Source organism: Streptomyces sp. NPDC058308 (assembly GCF_042880275.1).
In the GTDB taxonomy this organism is placed as follows: Bacteria; Actinomycetota; Actinomycetes; order Streptomycetales; family Streptomycetaceae; genus Streptomyces.
This window is the reverse complement of sequence record NZ_JBHVZA010000043.1, coordinates 1-21,135: the sequence shown is the minus strand read 5'-3', so window position 1 is coordinate 21,135 and position 21,135 is coordinate 1. Positions and strand designations below refer to the sequence as shown.

The window sequence follows — 21,135 nt, the reverse complement described above, 5'->3', positions numbered from 1 at the left end:
CACGTGACCGAGACCGCAGGCACGCCTTCCGGACCGGACGGGCCCCCGCCCCCGGAAGGCACCTCGCCTGAGCCGAAGGCCACGTACGGACCCGGCACGGGTGCGAGCCCCACCGGCGTGGGCGTCGCCCGCCGCAAGCACCGCTGGCTGCGCTGGACCGCGCTCGGCGCCGCCGTCCTGGTGCTCGGTGTGGGCGGCGTGGGGTGGGCGGCGTACCAGAAGCTCAACGGGAACATCACCACGGACACGGACGCCGCCGACGAGCTGGCGCGCTACGAGAAGGAACGCCCGACGGCGCTGGTGCGCGGCGCCCAGAACATCCTGCTCCTCGGCTCCGACACGCGTGCGGGGCCGGGCAACCGCAAGTACGGCAAGGACCCGGGCACCCAGCGCTCGGACACCACGATCCTGCTGCACCTGGCGGCCGACCGGCAGAGCGCGACGGCCGTGTCGATCCCGCGCGACCTGATGGTGCAGATCCCCGGCTGCCGCAGGCCGGACGGCTCGCGGACCGAGCCCCGGTTCGCCCAGTTCAACTGGGCGTTCGAGTTCGGCGGGACGGCCTGCACGATCCGTACGGTGGAGACGCTCACGCGCATTCGGGTCGACCACCACATGGTCGTGGACTTCGCCGGGTTCAAGGACATGGTCGACGCGGTCGACGGCGTGCAGGTCTGCATCAAGACGCCGATCGACGACGGCGACGCCCAGGTGAAGCTCGCCCCGGGCATGCGGAGCCTCAACGGCGAGCAGGCGCTGGGTTTTGTGCGCGCCCGCAAGAGCCTCGGCGACGGCAGCGACACCGACCGGATGGACCGCCAGCAGGAGTTCCTCGGCGCGCTCGTCAACAAGGTGCAGAGCAATGACGTCCTGCTGAATCCGGCGAAGCTCTATCCCGTTCTCGACGCGGCGACTTCCTCGCTCACGACCGATCCCGGACTCGCAAGTCTGCGGGGTCTGTACGAACTGGTGCGCGGCATGCGCGATATCCCTACAGAAGGGGTGCAGTTCCTGACCGTTCCCCGGCAGTCGTACACGTACGACGCCAACCGCGACGAGCTCGTCGAGCCCGCGGCGGACCGCCTCTTCGACCTGCTGCGGACGGACAGCCCGGTCGCGGTGGACCCGCGCCGCTCCGAGCAGCCGGCGGACCTCTCCGCCGAGAAGCAGTCCGAGCAGCAGCCCGAGAAGCAGTACGAGAAGCAGTACGACGACTCGGGCGAGGAGTACGACGACTCCGGCGAGTGGAGCGACGAGAAGCCGGACGACCCTTCTCCGACGCCATCCCCCGCGCCCACATTCCGGGGCAACACCGCCGCGGGATCCACCTGCGAGTAAAACGATGCCCAAGGGAACGGTGTGTCCCACAAAGAAATAGGGCGGATTGCCCAGTTGTAGGGGAGTGGAATTTGTCACCGGCGTCGTCCGACGCTGAACTGGGCGGATAGTGTGAGCGATCCGGTGCGCAGGGCCTGTCGGCCGCGCACCGCTGGACCGAGTGACCGAGCGCCTTCTTAGAGGGGGGAAAGGCGCCGCGTGGCCCCGACGGAGGACGCAAACAACCGTGGACGCGCAAGGCCGTGGGCGGGCGGAGAACATCGACCCCGCAGACCAATGGGTACTCAACCCGGACACCGGTGATTACGAACTGCGACTGAGTCCCTCCGCAGAGCAGTCGACGGTGCCCGCACCCCGTGGCTCGTCACCCCGCAGGGGTGGCCGCGGCCGCTCCGCGCCGGGCCGTGAGGGTCCTGCCCGCGAGGGAGAACGCGACGAGCGCCGCGAGGTGCCGGGGCAGCGCCGGCGGCGGGTCAAGGAGCCGGAGCCCGGCTCCGGCGGCCGGCGCAAGCAGAAGCCGCGCAAGGGCAAGGGCAAGACCAAGGGCAAGAAGATCATGGTCTGGACGGGCGGCACGCTCGCCTTCCTGCTCGTCGCGGGCTGCACCGGCGGCTACCTCTACTACCAGCACCTCAACGACAACATCACGTCGATAGACGATGACGGTGCGGGCACCGGCGGCTTCAGCAAGGACCGGGCCATCAACATCCTGGTGATGGGCACCGACAAGCGCAGCGGTGACGGCAACAAGGGGTACGGGGACGAGGGCAGCGTCGGTCACGCCGACACGACGATCCTCCTGCACGTCTCCAAGGACCGGACGAACGCGACCGCGTTGAGCATCCCGCGCGACATGATCGTCGACATTCCGACCTGCCCGACCAAGCAGGAGGACGGCAGCACCAAGGACATCCAGAGTTCGCAGAAGGCCCGCTTCAACGAGAGCCTCGGTCAGTACGACCGCACGCCGAGCTGCACGATGCGTACGGTCAAGGCGATCACGGGCATCACGCCCGACCACTTCATGGTGGCCGACTTCAACGCGGTCAAGACGCTCTCCAGCGCGGTCGGCGGCGTGGAGGTCTGTCTCGCCAAGGACATCGACGACCCCAAGTCGCATCTGAAGCTGCCCAAGGGCAAGCACACGATCGCGGGCGAGGACGCGCTGGCCTTCGTCCGCACCCGCCACTCCGTGGGCAACGGCGGCGACTTGAGCCGGATCGAACTGCAGCAGCAGTTCCTCAGCTCCCTGATGCGGAAGCTGAAGTCCAGCGACACCCTCACCAGCCCGCAGAAGATGATCAAGCTCGCGGAGGCGGGCACCGAGGCGCTCACGGTCGACTCCAAGATCGCCGACATAATGAAACTCAAGGACCTCGGCATGGAGCTCGGCAAGCTCGACATGAAGAACCTGAGCTTCACCACGGTGCCGGTGATCGACAACCCCGCCGAGAAGGTCCCCATCACGGTTGTGCCCGACCCGACCAAGGCGGAGCAGCTCTTCGCGATGATGCGCGCCGACGAGTCGCTGACCGAGGTGAAGAAGAAGCAGAAGAAGGAGAAGGCCGCGGTGGCCGCCCGCCTCAAGGGCCCCAAGGCCGACGCCTCCGACGTCCGCGTCGACATCTACAACGGCAGCGGCAAGACCGGCGCCGCTCAGACGACTCTCACCTGGCTGCAGAACGATGAGGGCGTGCTCAAGTCCAGCCAGCTGGGCAACGCGCCGTCGGTCAGCAAGAAGACGACGCTCGAGTACGCGCCCGGCCAGGCGGACCAGGCCCGTCGGCTCGCCGACCTCATGGGCCTGTCCGGTTCCGCCATGAAGCCGGGCAAGAGCGAGAAGAACGCACAGGGCCTCCCGGCCATGAAGCTGACGATCGGCGGTGACTTCAAGGGCGCGGGGGTGCCCATTGATGCCGCGTCGAAGGCACCGAAGGACATCAAGAAGGTCGAAGCGGACAAGGTTATGTGTGCGGAGTGACCTGAAGCGGTCGTTCTGCATCTAACAATGCGCCAAGGCGCTGCAGGGCGACCGCAGTTCAGGAACGGGGCGGGGAGGGGCTGGGGATGAGGCAGAACAGCGTGCGTAAGGAGGGGGCGCGACGACGCGCTCCGCACGCCAGTGATCACGGCTGGGACAACGGCGCACACGGCGAGGCACGCCCCGATGACCCTCCGCGCACCGACGGCGGCGCCCCGAAGGGCGACGCACGGCACCGGCGCGGCGCGAGTGGCGGCGGACGCCCGCCACGGCGCAAGCGACGCGTCCTGCGCTGGTCGGCGACGATCCTCTCGGTACTGATACTCGGGACGGCCGGCGCCGGATACCTCTACTACCAGCACCTCAACGGCAACATAGAGACGGACGACCTGAACCTCGGCGAGCACCGGGCCCCCGAGCCCACGCCCAACGCCGCGGGACAGACCCCGCTGAACATCCTCCTCATCGGTTCGGACGCACGCGACTCCAAGGCGAACCAGAAGCTCGGCGGCGCCAAGAACACCTTCGGTTCGCCGCCCCTCGCCGACGTGCAGATGCTGCTGCACGTCTCGGCCGACCGCTCCAACATGTCGGTCGTGAGCATGCCGCGAGACACCCTGCTGCAGATCCCCAAGTGCACGGACCCCGACGACGGCAAGGTCTATCAGCAGACCGGCCCGAAGACCATGACGAACGAGTCGCTCGGCCGGGGCGGCCCCGGCTGCACGGTCGCCACCTGGGAGAAGCTCACCAACATCCACATCGACCACTTCATGATGGTCGACTTCTCGGGTGTGGTCTCCATGGCCGACGCCATCGGCGGCGTACCGGTCTGCGTGGACAAGAACATCCACTCGCGCGACAGCCAGGGCCACGGCTCGGGCCTGAAGCTGAAGAAGGGCACCACGGAGGTCAAGGGGAAGCAGGCCCTGCAGTGGCTGCGCACCCGCTACGGCTTCGAGGGCGGCACCGACATCAGCCGCGCCAAGGCCCAGCACATGTACATGAACGCGCTGGTCCGCAAGCTCCGCGAGAACACCGGCCTGACCAGCCCGAACCAGCTGCGCAAGCTCGCCGACAAGGCGACGAGGGCGCTGAAGGTCGACGACGGCCTCGGCGACCTCATGAAGCTGTACGACCTCGGCAACGAGCTGAAGAAGGTCTCGCCGTCGCGCACGACGATGACGACCATGCCGTTCGAGTACGCCGGTGAGCGCGTCGTCCCCAAGCCCGGCGACGCCGAGCAGCTCTTCCGCCTGGTCCGCGACGACATCCCGCTGGACGGCAAGGGCAGGAAGAAGCCGGCCAAGGAAAAGCCGTCGGACGACCCGGCCGCCGCGGACGGTGAGATCGCGGTGCAGGTCCAGAACGGCACCCGTACGTCCATGGAGCCGCCCGTCAGCGGCCGGGCGAGCACGGTGGCGCAGCTCCTCGCGGGCAAGGGCTTCAAGAAGGCGACACCGGACACGGCGGCCGCGCTCACCGAGGCCAGCACGGTGATCCGCTACCCCAGCAAGGACTTGGAGGGCGACGCCCAGCGGGTCGCCAAGTCCCTGGGGCTGCCGTTGAGCTCGGCGAAGAAGTCGACGGACGTCTCCGGGGTGACGCTGGTCGTCGGCGCCGACTGGCGCGAGGGCGACGCACCGCCCAAGCCGAAGAAGAAGGACGACAGGACGCCGGAGTCCGCGGACGCGCTCAGCGGCTCCGACAAGAAGGCGTGCATGAAGGTGGACCCGGGCTTCAGCTGGTAGGCGACGGGTACGACGGCGGCCCGGTCCCACCGGTGAGATGGGGCCGGGCCGCTGTCGTTCGTACGGGACGGGGGCCGTCAGAGGCGAGCTGCTCTCAGGCCTCCTGGGTCTCGCTCTCCCCCAGCACGGCCGGGCGGCGCGAGGCGATGACCTTCCTGGCCAGCGAGCGCGGGCTGGTGAGGAAGCCCCAGCCCCACGACATGTGCATGGTCGCGAGGGCCACCGGGATCTGCAGGCGTGCCTTCAGGGGCAGGCCCTTGCCCGCGGGGACGGACCCGGCGACTATGGCCGCGAGGTAGCCGCCGGGGACGACGAAGCCCCACGGCGTGAGCGCCGCGCCCACGACGATGCCCGCGGCGATGGCGCAGACCGCGGTCGGCGGCGCGAGGTAGCGCAGGTTGATGGAGCCCTCGTGGTAGCGCGCGACGACGTGCCGCCAGCGGCCGTAGTCCTTGTACTGCTTGGCCAGCGCCTTCACGTTCGGGCGGGGGCGGTACGAGACCTTCAGCTCGGGCGAGAACCAGATCAGGCCGCCGGCCTCGCGGATGCGGAAGTTCAGTTCCCAGTCCTGGGCGCGGATGAACTCCTCGTTGTAGCCGCCCTGGCGCTCCAGTGCCTCGCGGCGGAAGACACCCAGGTAGACCGTCTCGGCCTGCTGGGGCTCGCCGCCGGTGTGGAAGGCGGCGTTGCCCACGCCGATCTTCGAGGTCATGGCGGCGGCGACCGCGTGCTCCCAGTCGTTCTGGCCCTCGGCGTGCATGATGCCGCCGACGTTCATCGCGCCGGTCTCCTCCAGGAGGCGGACGGCGGTCGTGATGTAGCCCGGCGAGAGCGCGGCGTGACCGTCCACGCGCACCACGATCGGGTGACGGGACGCCTTGATCGCGGCGTTCAGCGCCGCAGGCGTGCGGCCCGTGGGATTGGGCACCGTGTGGACCCGGGGATCTTCGCGGACCAGCTCGGCGGCGATCTCGTCCGTGCGGTCGGTGGAGGGGCCGAGCGCGACGACGACCTCCATCTCGCCCGCGTACTCCTGCTGCAGGATCGCGTGCACGGACGCGCGCAGATGCCGCTCCTCGTTGAGGACGGGCATGATCACGGAAACGGCTGGAGGCTGCACCTCGGACTTCGCGTTCATCACGCGTCACGTTACCGCGAATGGGGGACACGGGCGCGCGCCGTCCGGGTCGCTACCCCGGGCCGCATTTCGTATGGCATTACATTTCTCGGGTTCCCGGCTCGTCCCCGCCCCCGGCCGCCCGCTCTCCGCGGAGGTGTTCCGCACGTGCCCACACCGCCCCGCTCCCCCGCCCCCACGCCGCGCCGCCCCCGCCCACCGGCCCGCACGTCGCCACGGAAGGCCGGCGGGCGGGGAAAGCGGCCGCGGTGGGCGATGCGGGTGGCCACCACCTTCTCCGTGACGGTGCTGGCCGCGGCGGGCATCGGGCACTCCGTGGTGACCAGCCTCGACACGGGCATCAAGCGGGTGGACGCCTTCAAGGACATGAAGAACAGGCCCGAGTCGGGCCACGGCATGAACGTGCTGCTCGTCGGCACGGACGGCCGCGACAAGATCACGCCGGAGGAGAAGGCGAAGTACCGGCTCGGCGGCGCGCCCTGCCACTGCACGGACACGATCATGATCGTGCACATCTCGGAGGACCGGGACCGCGCCAGCGTCGTCAGCCTGCCGCGGGACAGTTACGCGGATCTGCCCGCGCACGTCGACCGGAACACGCTCAAGCAGCACCGCGAGCATCCCAACAAGATCAACGCGGCGTACGCGGAGGGCGGGCCGAACCTGACCGTGCGCACCGTCGAGCACATGACGAAGGTCAAGATCGACCACTATCTGGAGATCGACTTCCTCAGCTTCATGAAGACCGTCGACGTGCTCGGCGGCGTGGAGATCTGCACGGCGCGGCCGCTGCGGGACTCCCACACCGGGCTCGACCTGGCGGAGGGCACGCACCAGCTGAACGGCGGCGCGGCGCTGCAGTACGTCCGCTCCCGGTACATCGACGGGGCCTCCGACCTGGGGCGCATGCAGCGTCAGCAGCGTTTCCTCGCGGCGCTCATCGCGAAGGCCACCGGCAGCGGTGTCCTGCTGAACCCGGTCAAGTTCCGTGACGTGACGCGGACGCTGCTCGGCTCGGTCCGGGCGGACAAGGGCTTCGACACGGGCGACATGCTCGATCTCGGGCGGGCGATGCGGGGCTTCTCCCCCTCGTCCTCGGAGTTCACGACCGTGCCGCTGAGTCCGCAGGGGCAGATCGTGCCGGGCATCGGTTCGACGCTGAAGTGGGACCCGGTGAAGTCCGGCAAGCTGTTCGAGACGCTCCGCGACGACCGGCCGCTGGCGGTCCACCGCAACCGGTCCAAGGCCACGCTGGTCGGCGTCTCGCCGCAGCAGGTCCGGGTCCAGGTGGACAACGGCACGGGGACGCCGGGGCTCGGGCAGCGGGTCGACGCGGCGCTGGCGGCGACGGGGTTCCAGACCACCCGCACGCCGACGGACGTGCCGGGCGCGGCGGCGCGGCCCGCGGTGCGGACCGTGGTCGCGTTCGACCCGCGCTGGGACCGCTCGGCGAAGGCGCTCGCCACGGCGCTTCCGGGGGCGGAGTTGCGGGCGGTGCCGGGGCAGGGGGCGACGTTGAAGGTGATTGCGGGGACGGATTTCAGGGCGGTGCGGGCGGTGCGGGCGGAGGATGTTCACCAGGGTGAGTTCGGGGCGGTGACGGGGGACGAGGTGGTCTGCTCCTGAGCCCGCTCCGGGGGGCGGTTCGGCTCTCTCCCTGTGCGGGTGCGGGTGCGGGTGCGGGTGAGCGGTGGCTTGTCGCGCAGTTCCCCGCGCCCCTGGGGGGTGCCGGTCGGCTGTTTCCCCGCGGGTGCGCCGTGGTTACTCGCGCAGTTCCCCGCGCCCCTAGACGGGGGGTGCCGGTCGGGTCTTTCCCTGCGGGTGCGCCGTGGTTGCTCGCGCAGTTCCCCGCGCCCCTGGGGGGGGCCGGTCGGCTGCTTCCCTGCGGGTGCGCCGTGGTTGCTCGCGCAGTTCCCCGCGCCCCTCGGGGGTGCCGGTCGGGTCTTTCCCTGCGGGTGCGCCGTGGTTGCTCGCGCAGTTCCTCGCGCCCCTAGAGGGGGTGTAGCCCGGCTGTTTTCCTGCGGGGGCGTTCCTCGCGCCTCTGGGGGCAGGGGCGCGAGGAACTGCGCGAGCGGCCACCGCGCACCTGCAGACATGGAACCCGCAGAAACCCCCTCAGGGGCGCGGGGAACTGCGCGAGCAGCCAGCACGCACCCGCAGACGTGGAACCCGCAGAAACCCCCTCAGGGGCGCGGGGAACTGCGCGAGCAGCCAGCACGCACCCGCAGACGTGGAACCCGCAGAAACCCCCTCAGGGGCGCGGGGAACTGCGCGAGCAACCACGACGCGCCCGCAGTCAGGGAACCGGCGGCACCACCCCTAGGGGCGCGGGGAACTGCGCGACAGGTCGGCGCGCGTCCGCAGCCCGCAGGGGGATGGTCGGGCGGCACCGCCCCCAGGCGGGGACAACCATCCCGCGCCCGCGGACTCGCCTCAGTCCTCGAACCCCTCCGCCACCCGCGCCTCCCGCAACTCCTTGATCGCCCGGCGCCGGGCCAACCGGTGGGTGCGGCGGATCTGTGCCTCCTGGTAGCGGCGACGGTCGCGGTCGGTCTCGGGGACGACCGGAGGAACCGTCCGCGGCTTCCCGTCCGCGTCGACCGCCGCGAAGACGAGATACGCCGACCCCACCTGCTGCGCCGGCGTCGACTCGTTCCAGCGCTCGGCGAGGACCCGGACCCCGACCTCCATGGAGCTGCGCCCGGTCCAGTTGACCTGGGCTTTCACGTGGACCAGGTCGCCCACGCGGACCGGCTCGAGGAAGACCATCTCGTCCATGGAGGCCGTGACCGCCGGCCCACCGGAGTGGCGTCCGGCGACGGCCCCCGCCGCGTCGTCCACCAGTTTCATGATCACGCCACCGTGCACCGTCCCGAGAAGGTTGGTGTCGTTGTGGGTCATGATGTGGCTGAGTGTGGTGCGGGACGCCGAAGTCGGCTTGCCCGGAATCTCCGATTCCGGACTGGGGGCCTGGTCTGTCATGCCCTCCACCCTATGCCGGACGTATGTCCACCCCCTCCCCGGCCGCTTTGCATCAGCTCTGCAACAGCCCGGACCCGAATCCCCGACGGCCCTGTGAGGCGCACGGTCCGAGACGGCACACTGGGCCACATGAGCGATTGGCCTGACGATCAGGGCGGCGGCCGGGGTTACGGCGGCGGCCGCGGTGACTCCCAGCCCGAGGGAGCCCGCGTGATGCGGCACATCCAGCGCGGCCAGCCCTCCCGTCCGGCCGGTACGCCGCCGGGTGGGGTCCCGCCACAGCCCTCGTACGACGACGGGTACGACGAGCGGTACGGGGACGGCCGCCCGTACGGCGACGCCCGCGACGACGTCTTCGAGCCGCGGACCCCGCGCCAGGACCCGTACGGCCAGAACCCCGGCAACGCGTACGACAGCGGCTACAACACCGGCCAGGTCTACGGCCAGCCGAACGGCGGCAACGGCGGCCAGGGCGGCGCCGGACACCCGCCGCGCGCCGCACGCCCCGCGCCGAACTGGCGCAAGCGGATCAAGTGGGGTGCGATCACGCTGGTGAGCGTCCTCCTGGTGACGTCCGTCATCACGTACTTCTGGGCCGACTCCAAGCTCAAGCGCGAGGTCGACCTCTCCAAGGTCATCGAGCGGCCCGAGGGCGGCGCGGGCACGAACTACCTGATCGTCGGCTCCGACAGCCGCGCGGGCATGACCGCCGAGGACAAGAAGAAGCTCCACACGGGTTCGGCCGAGGGCAAGCGCACGGACTCGATGATGATCCTGCACGTCGCCGACGACGGCGGGAACACGATGATCTCGCTGCCCCGCGACTCGAACGTCACGATCCCCTCGTTCAAGGGCGCCGAGTCCGGCAAGCTCTACCCGAACCAGGGCCGCCAGACGAAGCTGAACGCCGCGTACGCGGAGGACGGGCCCGAGCTGCTCGTCCGCACCGTCGAGTACAACACCGGGCTCAAGATCGACCACTACGCCGAGATCGGCTTCGGCGGCTTCGCCAAGATCGTGGACTCGGTCGGCGGCGTCGAGATGGACATCCCCAAGGCCTTCAAGGACAAGTGGTCGGGCGCCGACTTCGAGGCGGGCAAGCAGACGCTCGACGGCCAGGAGGCGCTGGCCTTCGTCCGCACCCGGCACGCCTTCTCCAGCGACCTGGACCGTACGAAGAACCAGCAGAAGTTCCTCGCGGCCCTGGCCCACCAGGTGGCCACGCCCGGCACGGTCATGAACCCCTTCAAGCTCTACCCCACGATGGGCGCGGGCCTGGACACCCTGGTCGTCGACAAGGACATGGGCCTGTTCGACGTGGCCTCCATGTTCTGGGCGATGAAGGGCATCACCGGCGGCGACGGCAAGTCCATGAACATGCCGATCGCGGGCCAGACGGGCGGCAACCTCCTCTGGGACAAGGCCAAGGTCAAGCAGCTGGTCGAGCAGCTGAACAACGACGAGAAGGTCACCGTCCAGGGCAGCAACTGAGGCGCTCCCCGACGAACGCGAGAGGGCCCCGCCGACCTGGTCGGCGGGGCCCTCGTCCGTCCCGCCGCACCGCCCCGTACCCCGAACGCTCCGCCCGCCGCGAAGCCGCGGCCGCTCCGTGCCACGGTGAGGGGAACTGCCGCCCGCCGACGTCCGGAGCACCCGCCATGGCAGACCTGCAGGAGGACCTCCCCACCACCACCGGGGCGGGGGAGCTCGACCGGCCCCCCGCCCCGGCCGAACCCGTCCCCGCGCCCGAACCCGTTTCCGAGCCCGGGCCGGAGGCACGGCGCGAGCCGGTCCCCGATCCGCTGCCCGCGCGGTCCCCGTTCCCCGGGCGCGAGCCCCTCCCGCGACGGGACCCGCTCCCCGTACCGGAACCGCTGCCCGCGCCCGCCCCGCTCCCCACGCACGAGCACGAGAGCGAGAGCGAGTCGGTGCGGACCGTCGACCCCGCCGAGCGGGCCCGTGCGCTGCTCGCCGCGCATCCCGTCGCCGACGGCTACAGCGGGCTGCCCTGGGCGCTGCGCGAACTGCCCTGGTACGACTTCGAGACGGGCGACAACGGCCTGGAGTGCGACGTGCCGCGGCTGCGCCGGGGCCGCGTCGGCGCACAGTTCTGGTCCGTGCACGTGCCCGAGGGGCCGCAGGCCGACCGGCCCGTCGGCGCGACGCTCGAACAGATCGACTTCGTGCAGCACGTCGTCGCCGCCCACCCCGAGGCCCTGCGACTCGCCCGCAACGCCTCGGAGGCCGCCGACGCGCGCAACTGCGGCCGCGTCGCCACCCTGATCGGGCCCGCCTGCGGCGCCGCGCTCGGCGACTCGCTCGGCACGCTGCGCGCGCTGCACAGCCTGGGCCTGTGCGCGGTCACCCTCTCCGGCACGTCGTGGGCGGGCGCGGATGGGCTGAGCCCGTTCGGCGAGGAGGTCGTCAGGGAGATGAACCGGCTCGGGGTCCTCGCGGACCTCTCCGGCGCGTCCGAGGCGACGGCGCGGCGGGTCCTCGCCGTCTCCAAGGCCCCGGTGATCTTCACCCGCTCCGGGGCGCGCGCCCTGCGCGACCATCCGGCGAACCTCGACGACGCGCTGCTCGCCGAGGTGGGCGCCGCCAAGGGGCTCTGCCTGGTGCCGCTCGCCGCCGACCGGACGGGGGCCTCGGTGCGCGAGGTGGCCGACCACCTCGATCACGTACGCCGGGTCGCCGGGCCGGAGTGCGTCGGCCTCTCGGGCACGTACGACACCGCCGAGACGCATCCCGCGGGCCTGGCCGACACGGCGAGCTACCCGCGGCTGGTCACCGAGCTCGTCGAACGCGGCTGGCCCGAGGCCGACTTGGCGCTGCTCACCTGGGGCAACGCCCAACGCACCCTGCGCGAAGCGGACTTCGCGGCGCGGGCGGCGCGGAACCGGCGGGCCGCGTCGACGGCGCGGATGGAGCGTCTGGACGGCTGAGCGACCGCTCCCCGGCCCGGGGGGCGGTCAACTCCCGCTCGCTCAGGGGAGCTTGCAGAGGCAGAAGGGGTGCCCGGCGGGATCCGCGTACACGCGGAAGTCGCGCTTGCCGTCGTCGTCGTCCACGTCCAGCGGACGCGCGCCGAGGGCGATCACCTTCTTCTCGGCCGCGTCGATCTCCTCCGTCGTACGGCCCGCGTCGAGGTCCAGGTGGAGCTGCTGGCCGTGTACGTCGGAGCGCGGCCACTGCGGCGGTCGCAGGTCGCTCACCCGCTGGAACGACACTTTGACGCGGCCGGGGAACACGAGGTCCACCCAGTCGCCGCCGTCGTCGCCCTCGACGGTGCCTCCGATGATCTGGGCGTAGAACTCCGCCAGGGCCAGGGGGTCGGGGCAGTCGAGGACGACGTTGCGCAGCTTTGCGATGGGGGTGGAGGTGCTGGGGGCGTCAGCCATGGTTTGCTCCTTGTCGTCGGATACGTCGAACACGTCCGCCACGTCTGTCACGTCAGTCCCGTCGGACACGTCCGTCACGTCAGATACAGAGGCAGAACGGGTGCCCGGCAGGGTCCGCGTAAACCCGCCACGGGCGCTCGCGGTCGGCGTTGTCGAGCACCGTGGCGCCGAGCGCGAGGATCTCCTTCTCCGCGGCGTCCATGTCCTCCACTGTGACGTCCAGGTGGATCTGCTGCGACCCGTCAGGACCGGGCCACCTCGGGGGCCGGTGGCCGGGGGCACGCTGGAAGGCGAGGTGCGTGCCGGTGTCGCCCTGGAGGTCGGCCCAGCCGTTGCCGCTCGCGACGGGGGTGCCGCCGACGAGTCGGGCGTAGAACTCCGCCAGGGCGAGCGGATCGGGGCAGTCCAGGACGACGGCGTGGAGCCGGGCGAGCGACATTCTTCCTCCAGGAGTACGACGAACTGGGGAAACTCCGGCCGGTGCCGGTTGGTTCCCGCGGCTCCCGCGGCTCCCGCGGAAGGGTTACGCCGTCGGGCGGCCCATGGCCCGGTAGGTCCAGCCGGCCGCGCGCCACGCGGCCGGGTCCAGGGCGTTGCGGCCGTCCAGGATGACGGGGGACGCCGCCGCGGCGGCCAGCTCCGCCGGGTCGAGGTCGCGGAACTCGCGCCACTCGGTGAGGTGCAGCACCACGTCCGCGCCCCGGACCGCGTCAAGGGCCGTGTCCGCGTAACCGAGGGTGGGGAAGAGCCTGCGGGCGTTCGCCATGCCCTTGGGGTCGTACACCGTGACCTGGCCGCCCTGGAGGTGGATCTGGCCGGCGACGTTGAGCGCCGGGGAGTCGCGCACGTCGTCCGAGTCCGGCTTGAAGGTCGCCCCGAGGACCGCGACCCGCTTGCCGAGGAACGAGTCGCCGCCCAGCGCCTCACGCGCCATCTCGACCATCTGGCCGCGCCGCCGCATGTTGATCGAGTCGATCTCGCGCAGGAAGGTCAGGGCCTGGTCGGCGCCCAGCTCGCCGGCGCGCGCCATGAACGCGCGGATGTCCTTCGGCAGACAGCCGCCGCCGAAGCCGATCCCGGCGCGCAGGAACTTCTTGCCGATGCGGTCGTCGTGGCCGAGGGCCTCCGCCAGCTTCACGACGTCGCCGCCCGCCGCCTCACACACCTCGGCCATGGCGTTGATGAAGGAGATCTTCGTGGCGAGGAAGGAGTTGGCGGAGGTCTTCACCAGTTCCGCCGTCGGGAAGTCGGTGACGACGAAGGGCGAGCCCTCCGCGAGCGGCGTCGCGTACACCTCGCGCAGCAGCTTCTCGGCGCGCTCGCTGCGCACGCCGACCACGATCCGGTCGGGGTGCAGCGTGTCCTGCACGGCGAAGCCCTCCCGCAGGAACTCCGGGTTCCAGGCCAGTTCGGCCTCGCCGCCCGCCGGGGCCAGCTCCAGGAGGCGGGCCGCGAGCCGGTCCGCGCTGCCGACCGGGACGGTGGACTTGCCGACGACCAGGCACGCCTTGTTCAGGTGCTTGGCGAGCGACTCAAGGGCGGTGTCGACGTACGACATGTCGCACGCGTACTCCCCGTGCTTCTGCGGGGTGTTCACGCAGAGGAAGTGCACGTCACCGAAGTCCGCGACCTCGGCCCAGTCCATGGTGAAGCGCAGCCGTCCGCTGGAGCCCTCGATGCCCGCGACGTGCTTGCGGAGCAGCTCCTCGAGACCGGGCTCGTACATGGGGACCTCGCCCCGCTGGAGCATCTCGATCTTCTCGGGCACGACGTCGAGCCCAAGCACCTCGAAGCCGAGCTCGGCCATGGCCGCGGCGTGCGTGGCGCCGAGATAGCCGGTGCCGATCACGGTGATCTTGAGGGCCATGCGGTGCTCCAGAGGTATGCGGGCTTCGGTGCGCGACCGAGCATAGTCGGGCACGTCGGGGCCACTCACGGGGCACGTTTCGCGCTGTCGGCAAGCTCACGTATCCCTCGGGCGGCGACGCCACTAAAATTTGGGTTACTTAACGGTAATTAGCGTCCTTGGAGCGTGAGAGACCTTGGCCGGATCGGCTGATTTCGACCTGTACCGCCCGTCCGAGGAGCACGACATGCTCCGTGACGCGATCCGCTCGCTGGCCGAGGCGAAGATCGCCCCGTTCGCCGCCGCGGTGGACGAGGAGGCCCGCTTCCCGCAGGAGGCCCACGACGCCCTCGTCGCCAACGACCTGCACGCGGTGCACGTACCGGAGGCCTTCGGCGGCGCCGGTGCCGATGCCCTCGCCACGGTCATCGTCATCGAGGAAGTGGCGCGCGTCTGCGCCAGCTCCTCGCTGATCCCCGCGGTCAACAAGCTCGGCTCGCTGCCCGTCATCCTCTCCGGCTCCGAGGAGCTGAAGAAGAAGTACATGACGCCGCTCGCGGGCGGCGAGGGCATGTTCTCGTACTGCCTCTCCGAGCCGGACGCCGGTTCGGACGCGGCGGGCATGAAGACGAGGGCCGTGCGCGACGGCGACTTCTGGGTGCTCAACGGCGTCAAGCGCTGGATCACCAACGCGGGCGTCTCCGAGTACTACACGGTGATGGCCGTGACGGACCCGGAGAAGCGCTCCAAGGGCATCAGCGCCTTCGTCGTCGAGAAGGGCGACGAGGGCGTCTCCTTCGGCGCCCCGGAGCGCAAGCTCGGCATCAAGGGCTCCCCCACCCGCGAGGTCTACCTCGACAACGTCCGCATCCCCGCCGACCGCATGATCGGCGAGGAGGGCACGGGCTTCGCGACCGCCATGCAGACCCTGGACCACACCCGCATCACCATCGCGGCGCAGGCCCTCGGCATCGCGCAGGGCGCCCTCGACTACGCCAAGGGGTACGTCAAGGAGCGCAAGCAGTTCGGCAAGCCGATCGCCGACTTCCAGGGCGTCCAGTTCATGCTCGCGGACATGGCCATGAAGATCGAGGCCGCGCGCCAGCTGACGTACGCCGCTGCGGCCAAGTCCGAGCGCGTCGCCGCCGGAGGTGGAGAAGGGGACCTCACCTTCCAGGGCGCGGCCGCCAAGTGCTTCGCGTCGGACGTGGCGATGGAGGTCACCACGGACGCGGTCCAGCTCCTCGGCGGTTACGGCTACACCCGCGACTACCCCGTCGAGCGCATGATGCGCGACGCGAAGATCACGCAGATCTACGAGGGCACGAACCAGGTCCAGCGCATCGTGATGGCGCGGAACCTGCCGTAGCCTGCGGCGCTTCAGCGGTAACGGTGCCCTCTCCCTGACTTCAGCTTCAGGGGGAGGGCACCCTTTAGGGGCGCGGGGAACTGCGCGCTCAGCCACGAACCACTCGCGGACGCGTCTGCCTCCGGCGGTTCCCCCGCGGGTGCGGGTTTTCCGTGGTTGCTCGCGCAGTTCCCCGCGCCCCTGACGGGGCGCGCCGCGCCTCAGCCGTCGAGCTGCTCCAGCGTCGCGATCGACGGGCCCCTGCGGGACTGGAGGTCCCGCGCCACGTCCTCCGCCGCGCCGAGCACCCGTACCGCGTTCTGCCACGTCAGCTTCGCGAGGTCGGGCTTCGACCAGCCGCGGTCGAGGAGCTCCGCGATCAGGTTCGGGTAGCCCGCCACGTCGTCCAGGCCGTCCGGCGTGAACGCCGTGCCGTCGTAGTCGCCGCCGATGCCGATGTGGTCGATGCCCGCCACCTCGCGCATGTGGTCGAGGTGGTCGGCGACCGTCGCGGCGGTGGCGACCGGGCGCGGCGTCGACTCCTCGAAGGCCGCGTGGACCTTCATGGCCTCCGGCCTCGTGTCGAGGTGGTGGAAGCCGTTGGCCCGCATGTTCTCGTCGGCGGCCGCCGTCCAGTCGACCGCCGCCTGGAGGACGAACTTCGGGACGAAGGTCGCCATCGCCACGCCGCCGTTGGCCGGCAGGCGCTCCAGGACGTCGTCCGGGATGTTGCGCGGGTGGTCGCAGACCGCCCGCGACGAGGAGTGCGAGAAGATCACCGGGGCCACCGAGGTGTCCAGGGCCGCCCGCATCGTCGTCGCCGCCACGTGGGAGAGGTCGACCAGCATGCCGACGCGGTTCATCTCGCGGACGACCTCGTGACCGAAGGCCGAGAGGCCGCCGACGCCCGGCTCGTCCGTCGCCGAGTCCGCCCACGCGATGTTGTCGTTGTGCGTGAGCGTCATGTAGCGGACGCCGAGCGTGTGCAACGCCCGCAGCGTGGCCAGGGAGTTGTTGATGGAGTGGCCGCCCTCGGCGCCCATCAGGGAGGCGATGCGCCCCTCGGAGCGGGCCTTCTCCATCTCCGCGGCGGTCCGCGCGCGGGCCAGGTCGGCGGGGTGGCGGGTGAGCAACCGCTCGACGCAGTCGATCTGTTCGAGCGTCGCGCTGACCGCCGCGTCGCCGGTCAGGTCGGTGCGCACGTACACCGACCAGAACTGCGCGCCGACGCCGCCCGCGCGCAGCCGGGCGATGTCCGTGTGCAGAGTGCCGCGCTGGTCCGTCGCGATGTCGAGCTTGCCGATGTCGTAGCCAGCCTTCTCGCGCAGGGCCCACGGCAGGTCGTTGTGGCCGTCGACGACCGGGAAGTCCGCGAGGAGGGCGCGCGCCCGGTCGAGGGACGTCATGCGATCACTGGAAGTCATGCGGTCACTTTCCCGGACCGAAGCCGGGACCGGAACCGGAACCGGATCCCGGGCCGAAGCCGAAGCCGGACCCCGCGTTCTCGACCTTGGCCCGCAGCCGCTTGCCCTTCTCCGTCGCCTGGCCGTTCAGCTCCTGCTGGAACTCCCGCATACGGGCGAGGAGTTCGGCGTCGTGCGCCGCGAGCATGCGGGCCGCGAGCAGCCCCGCGTTGCGCGCGCCGCCGACCGAGACCGTCGCCACCGGGACGCCCGCCGGCATCTGCACGATGGAAAGCAGGCTGTCCATACCGTCCAGGTACTTCAGCGGAACCGGCACGCCGATCACCGGCAGCGGGGTCACCGACGCCAGCATGCCGGGCAGATGGGCCGCGCCGCCCGCGCCCGCGATGATCGCCTTGAGGCCGCGGTCCGCCGCCTGCTCGCCGTACGCGATCATCTCGTGCGGCATGCGGTGCGCGGAGACGACGTCGACCTCGAAGGGGATCTCGAACTCGGCGAGGGCCTGCGCGGCCGCCTCCATGACGGGCCAGTCCGAGTCGGACCCCATGACGATGCCAATAACGGGAGAGGTCATTCGGTGATCGTTCCTCTGAGGTAGCCGGCTGCGTGGCGGGCGCGGTCGAGGACCTCGTCCAGATCGTCGCCGTAGGTGTTCACGTGACCGACCTTGCGGCCGGGCTTCACGTCCTTGCCGTACATGTGGATCTTGAGCTGCGGGTCGCGGGCCATGCAATGCAGGTACGCGGCGTACATGTCGGGGTAGTCCCCGCCGAGGACATTGGCCATCACGGTCCACTTGGCGCGCGGGCGCGGGTCGCCGAGCGGCAGGTCGAGCACGGCGCGGACGTGGTTGGCGAACTGCGAGGTGATCGCGCCGTCCTGCGTCCAGTGGCCGGAGTTGTGCGGGCGCATCGCCAGTTCGTTGACGAGAATGCGGCCGTCGGGCGTCTCGAAGAGCTCGACCGCCAGGTGGCCGACCACGCCGAGCTCCTTGGCGACACGCAGCGCCAACTCCTGCGCCTCGCCCGCCAGTTCCTCCGAAAGGCCGGGGGCGGGCGCGATCACCGTGTCGCACACGCCGTCGACCTGCTGGGACTCGACGACGGGGTAGGCGACGGCCTGGCCGTGCGGCGAGCGGACGACGTTCGCCGCCAGTTCGCGCACGAAGTCGACCTTCTCCTCGGCGAGCACGGGCACACCGGCCCGGAAGGGCTCTTCGGCGTCCTCGACGGAACGTACGAACCACACCCCCTTCCCGTCATAGCCGCCCCGCACCGTCTTGAGGATCACGGGGAAGCCGTCGCCGCCGTCCGCGGTGCCCTCGGCCGCGAAGGCGGCCACGTCGGCCGGGTCCTCCACGATCCGATGGCGCGGGCAGGGCACGCCGATCTCCGTGAGCTTCTCGCGCATCACGCCCTTGTCCTGGGCGTGCACCAGCGCGTCGGGCCCCGGACGCACGGGGATGCCGTCCGCCTCCAGGGCCCTGAGATGCTCGGTGGGTACGTGTTCGTGATCGAAAGTGATCACGTCGCAGCCCCGCGCGAAGTCACGCAGCGTGTCCAGGTCGCGATAGTCGCCGATGACGACATCGCCGACGACCTGGGCCGCGGAATCCTGCGGGGTGTCACTGAGGAGCTTGAATTTCAGGCCGAGGGGGATGCCCGCCTCGTGGGTCATGCGGGCGAGCTGACCGCCGCCGACCATGCCGACTACCGGGAACGTCACACCCCCAGGGTATCGGCCGGTATCGGCCACCCGGGAACGGCCGGTTACCGGCGCCTTCGGGGCCCCTCCTGTCACAGCGGAGCCACAGTGTCCGGGCGCCCGCGCGCGCCGGGGATGGCCGCTGGTTAGCATGGCTTGGTCGACACGACCGAATCACCAATCCGTCGGCACGTAGAAACCGGTACGAATCACCATGAATCCACCGGTACGAATCGACGGGGGCTGGGGCGACCACCATGACGGAACGGGGCGCACTGCGGGGGCGGCTGGACAGTCTCAAGCGCGAGATCGCCAAGTTCGGAGCCGTGGGAGCGGTCGGAACGCTGGTGAACTTCGGGGTCTTCAACCTCGTGCGGCACATGACGGACCTGCACGTGGTGCGGGCGAGCGTGATCGCCACGGTCGTCGCCATCGCCTTCAACTACCTGGGCTTCCGTTACTTCACGTACAGGGACCGTGACAAGAGCGGCCGCACCAAGGAACTCACGCTGTTCCTGCTGTTCAGCGTGGTCGGCCTGGTGATCGAGAACGGCGTGCTCTACGCGGCGACGTACTGGTTCGGCTGGGACGGCAAGCTGCAGGCGAACTTCTTCAAGTTCCTCGGCATGGGCATCGCGACGCTCTTCCGCTTCTGGTCCTACCGCTCCTGGGTGTTCAAGGCGCTGCCCGCCCGCGAGACCGTCGCGCATGCGGAATCGTTCCTGGAGGAGACGGAGAGCGACGAGCCGCCGGTCGTACGGCGCGCGGGCTGACGCCGCGCCGTCCCCCGGTCCGCTAGCGGACCGGCTTGTCCTCCGCTTCCGGGTCCGTGGCCCTCGCGAGCGGCGTACGCGACAGGAAGAGCCCGAAGACGGGCGGGTTCGTCTGCAACATTTCGAGACGGCCGCCGTCCGCCTCGGCCAGATCCCGGGCCACCGCGAGGCCGATACCCGTCGAGTTGCGGCCGCTGATGGTCCGCTCGAAGATCCGCGCGCCGAGGTCCGCGGGGACCCCGGGCCCCTCGTCCGTGACCTCGATGACCGCCTGGTTGCCGGTGACCCGGGTACGCAGTGCGACCGTGCCGCCACCGTGCATCAGCGAGTTCTCGATCAGCGCGGCGAGCACCTGCGCCACCGCGCCCGGCGTGCCGACCGCCTCCAGGTGCCGCTTGCCCGAGCTGACGATGGCGCGGCCCGCGCTGCGGTAGGCCGGGCGCCACTCCTCAAGCTGCTGCTTGACCACCTCGTCCAGATCGAAGGCGACGGCCGAACCGGTGCGCGGGTCACGGGAGTTGGTGAGCAGCCGCTCCACGACGTCGGTGAGCCGCTCGACCTGGGCCAGCGCGATCGTCGCCTCCTCCTTCACCGTGTCCAGGTCCTCGGTCACCGTGATCTCCTCGAGCCGCATGGAGAGCGCGGTCAGCGGCGTGCGCAGCTGGTGCGAGGCGTCCGCGGCCAGCCGGCGCTCGGCCGTCAGCATCCGTCCGATGCGCTCGGCCGAGGCGTCCAGGACGTCGGCGACCCGGTCGAGCTCCGGCACGGCGTACCGCTTGTGGCGGGGGCGGGGGTCACCGGAGCCGAGGCGCTCCGCGGTCTCGGCGAGGTCGGTGAGCGGGGAGGTGAGACGGTTGGCCTGGCGTACGGCGAGGAGCACCGCCGCGACGATGGCGAGCAGCGCGACGGCGGCGATGATCAGCAGCGTGCGGCCGACCTCGCGGGTGACGGCGGCCTTCGGCTCCTGGACGGTGACCTTCTCGCCCTGTTCGCCGGGGCGGGTCGCGCTGATCACCTTGCCCGAGGGGCGGGTGCCGATCTCGATGGGGTCGCGGCCCGGGAGCACGATGCGGGCGTACCGGTCGGTGGCGACCTGGTCGCGCAGGATGTCGCTGGTGATCCGCTCCTCGCTGATCAGCCGGCTGTCGACGATGCTGGCGAGGCGCAGGGCCTCGGAGTCGACGCGCTCCTGGGCGCTGCTGCTGATCGTCCTCGTCTCGACGATGACGAGGCTCACGCCGAAGACGGCGATCACCACGAGGACGACGGCGAGGGTGCTGTTGATCAGTCTGCGACGCATGCGGATAGTGTCCCGCGTAGCGGGGCGGGTGGGGGGGCGGGGCGGGGTCGCGGGGGCCGGTGCTCGCGGGCCGGTCTTGTCCCCCGGGGGGGGCGCCGAGGGGGGGGGGGTGCGGGGCGGCCAGCGCCGCGCGGGGGGGCGGGGGGCGC

Annotated in this window: 17 protein-coding genes; 8 read left to right on the top strand and 9 right to left on the bottom strand. The window is 70.9% G+C overall.

All coding sequences use genetic code 11. The features are described from left to right. Nucleotides 1-3: 3 nt before the first annotated feature. The 3 genes from ACFVYL_RS35115 to ACFVYL_RS35105 all read left to right on the top strand — a co-directional run bounded on the left by ACFVYL_RS35115 (nt 4) and on the right by ACFVYL_RS35105 (nt 5,070). Complete coding sequence (locus tag ACFVYL_RS35115) at nt 4-1,338, top strand: LCP family protein (protein ID WP_389723424.1); 1,335 nt, start codon at nt 4-6, stop codon at nt 1,336-1,338. Nucleotides 1,339-1,564: 226 nt separating this feature from the next. Further along, nucleotides 1,565-3,319: an LCP family protein gene (locus tag ACFVYL_RS35110; protein ID WP_389723421.1), complete on the top strand. Its 1,755-nt coding sequence runs from the start codon at nt 1,565-1,567 to the stop codon at nt 3,317-3,319. An 86-nt stretch (nt 3,320-3,405) separates the two neighbouring features. Next, on the top strand, nt 3,406-5,070 hold the full coding sequence (locus ACFVYL_RS35105) for an LCP family protein (RefSeq protein WP_389723418.1): 1,665 nt from the start codon (nt 3,406-3,408) through the stop codon (nt 5,068-5,070). Nucleotides 5,071-5,164: 94 nt separating this feature from the next. On the opposite strand, the gene ACFVYL_RS35100 is transcribed toward ACFVYL_RS35105, so the two are convergent. Beyond that, complete coding sequence (locus ACFVYL_RS35100; RefSeq protein ID WP_389723415.1) at nt 5,165-6,208, bottom strand: glycosyltransferase family 2 protein; 1,044 nt, start codon at nt 6,206-6,208, stop codon at nt 5,165-5,167. Between the two features lie 255 nt (nt 6,209-6,463). On the opposite strand from ACFVYL_RS35100, the gene ACFVYL_RS35095 reads away from it, so the two are divergent. Beyond that, the gene (locus tag ACFVYL_RS35095; RefSeq protein ID WP_389723412.1) at nt 6,464-7,834 is read left to right on the top strand and encodes an LCP family protein; all 1,371 of its coding nucleotides are present in this window, start codon (nt 6,464-6,466) and stop codon (nt 7,832-7,834) included. Between the two features lie 807 nt (nt 7,835-8,641). Here the strand turns inward: ACFVYL_RS35095 and ACFVYL_RS35090 are convergent. Then, on the bottom strand, nt 8,642-9,190 hold the full coding sequence (locus tag ACFVYL_RS35090) for an acyl-CoA thioesterase (RefSeq protein ID WP_361726483.1): 549 nt from the start codon (nt 9,188-9,190) through the stop codon (nt 8,642-8,644). Between the two features lie 129 nt (nt 9,191-9,319). Here ACFVYL_RS35090 and ACFVYL_RS35085 point away from each other — a divergent pair, with 129 nt between their 5' ends. Both ACFVYL_RS35085 and ACFVYL_RS35080 read left to right on the top strand, forming a co-directional pair. Next, nucleotides 9,320-10,681, top strand: a complete 1,362-nt coding sequence (locus ACFVYL_RS35085; RefSeq protein ID WP_389723409.1) for an LCP family protein — start codon at nt 9,320-9,322, stop codon at nt 10,679-10,681. A gap of 167 nt (nt 10,682-10,848) precedes the next feature. After that, a complete protein-coding gene (locus ACFVYL_RS35080; protein ID WP_389723406.1) occupies nt 10,849-12,135 on the top strand; it encodes a dipeptidase in 1,287 nt (428 codons plus the stop codon). 42 nt (nt 12,136-12,177) lie between these two features. On the opposite strand, the gene ACFVYL_RS35075 is transcribed toward ACFVYL_RS35080, so the two are convergent. From ACFVYL_RS35075 to ACFVYL_RS35065, 3 genes are all read right to left on the bottom strand, one after another. Further along, complete coding sequence (locus ACFVYL_RS35075; RefSeq protein WP_389723403.1) at nt 12,178-12,591, bottom strand: VOC family protein; 414 nt, start codon at nt 12,589-12,591, stop codon at nt 12,178-12,180. Between the two features lie 79 nt (nt 12,592-12,670). After that, nucleotides 12,671-13,030, bottom strand: a complete 360-nt coding sequence (locus tag ACFVYL_RS35070; RefSeq protein WP_389723400.1) for a VOC family protein — start codon at nt 13,028-13,030, stop codon at nt 12,671-12,673. Nucleotides 13,031-13,114: 84 nt separating this feature from the next. Continuing rightward, nucleotides 13,115-14,458: a UDP-glucose dehydrogenase family protein gene (locus tag ACFVYL_RS35065; RefSeq protein WP_389723397.1), complete on the bottom strand. Its 1,344-nt coding sequence runs from the start codon at nt 14,456-14,458 to the stop codon at nt 13,115-13,117. Between the two features lie 175 nt (nt 14,459-14,633). On the opposite strand from ACFVYL_RS35065, the gene ACFVYL_RS35060 reads away from it, so the two are divergent. Next, the gene (locus ACFVYL_RS35060; RefSeq protein WP_389723394.1) at nt 14,634-15,806 is read left to right on the top strand and encodes an acyl-CoA dehydrogenase family protein; all 1,173 of its coding nucleotides are present in this window, start codon (nt 14,634-14,636) and stop codon (nt 15,804-15,806) included. 200 nt (nt 15,807-16,006) lie between these two features. On the opposite strand, the gene ACFVYL_RS35055 is transcribed toward ACFVYL_RS35060, so the two are convergent. The 3 genes from ACFVYL_RS35055 to ACFVYL_RS35045 are packed head-to-tail and all read right to left on the bottom strand — an operon-like array spanning nt 16,007 to nt 18,934. Then, complete coding sequence (locus ACFVYL_RS35055) at nt 16,007-17,191, bottom strand: dipeptidase (protein WP_389723485.1); 1,185 nt, start codon at nt 17,189-17,191, stop codon at nt 16,007-16,009. Between the two features lie 22 nt (nt 17,192-17,213). After that, nucleotides 17,214-17,783 carry a 5-(carboxyamino)imidazole ribonucleotide mutase gene (gene purE / locus ACFVYL_RS35050; protein ID WP_389723391.1) on the bottom strand — a complete coding sequence of 190 codons (570 nt, stop codon included), beginning with the start codon at nt 17,781-17,783 and terminating at the stop codon, nt 17,214-17,216. Further along, on the bottom strand, nt 17,780-18,934 hold the full coding sequence (locus ACFVYL_RS35045; RefSeq protein ID WP_389723388.1) for a 5-(carboxyamino)imidazole ribonucleotide synthase: 1,155 nt from the start codon (nt 18,932-18,934) through the stop codon (nt 17,780-17,782). Before ACFVYL_RS35045 ends, purE begins: the two co-directional genes overlap by 4 nt. Nucleotides 18,935-19,170: 236 nt before the next feature. Between ACFVYL_RS35045 and ACFVYL_RS35040 the strand changes: the two genes are divergently transcribed. Further along, nucleotides 19,171-19,686, top strand: coding sequence for a GtrA family protein (locus tag ACFVYL_RS35040; RefSeq protein ID WP_389723385.1), 516 nt, complete (start codon nt 19,171-19,173; stop codon nt 19,684-19,686). Nucleotides 19,687-19,708: 22 nt separating this feature from the next. Here the strand turns inward: ACFVYL_RS35040 and ACFVYL_RS35035 are convergent, their stop codons facing one another. Continuing rightward, on the bottom strand, nt 19,709-20,986 hold the full coding sequence (locus tag ACFVYL_RS35035; protein ID WP_389723382.1) for an ATP-binding protein: 1,278 nt from the start codon (nt 20,984-20,986) through the stop codon (nt 19,709-19,711). Between the last annotated feature and the right edge of the window lie 149 nt (nt 20,987-21,135).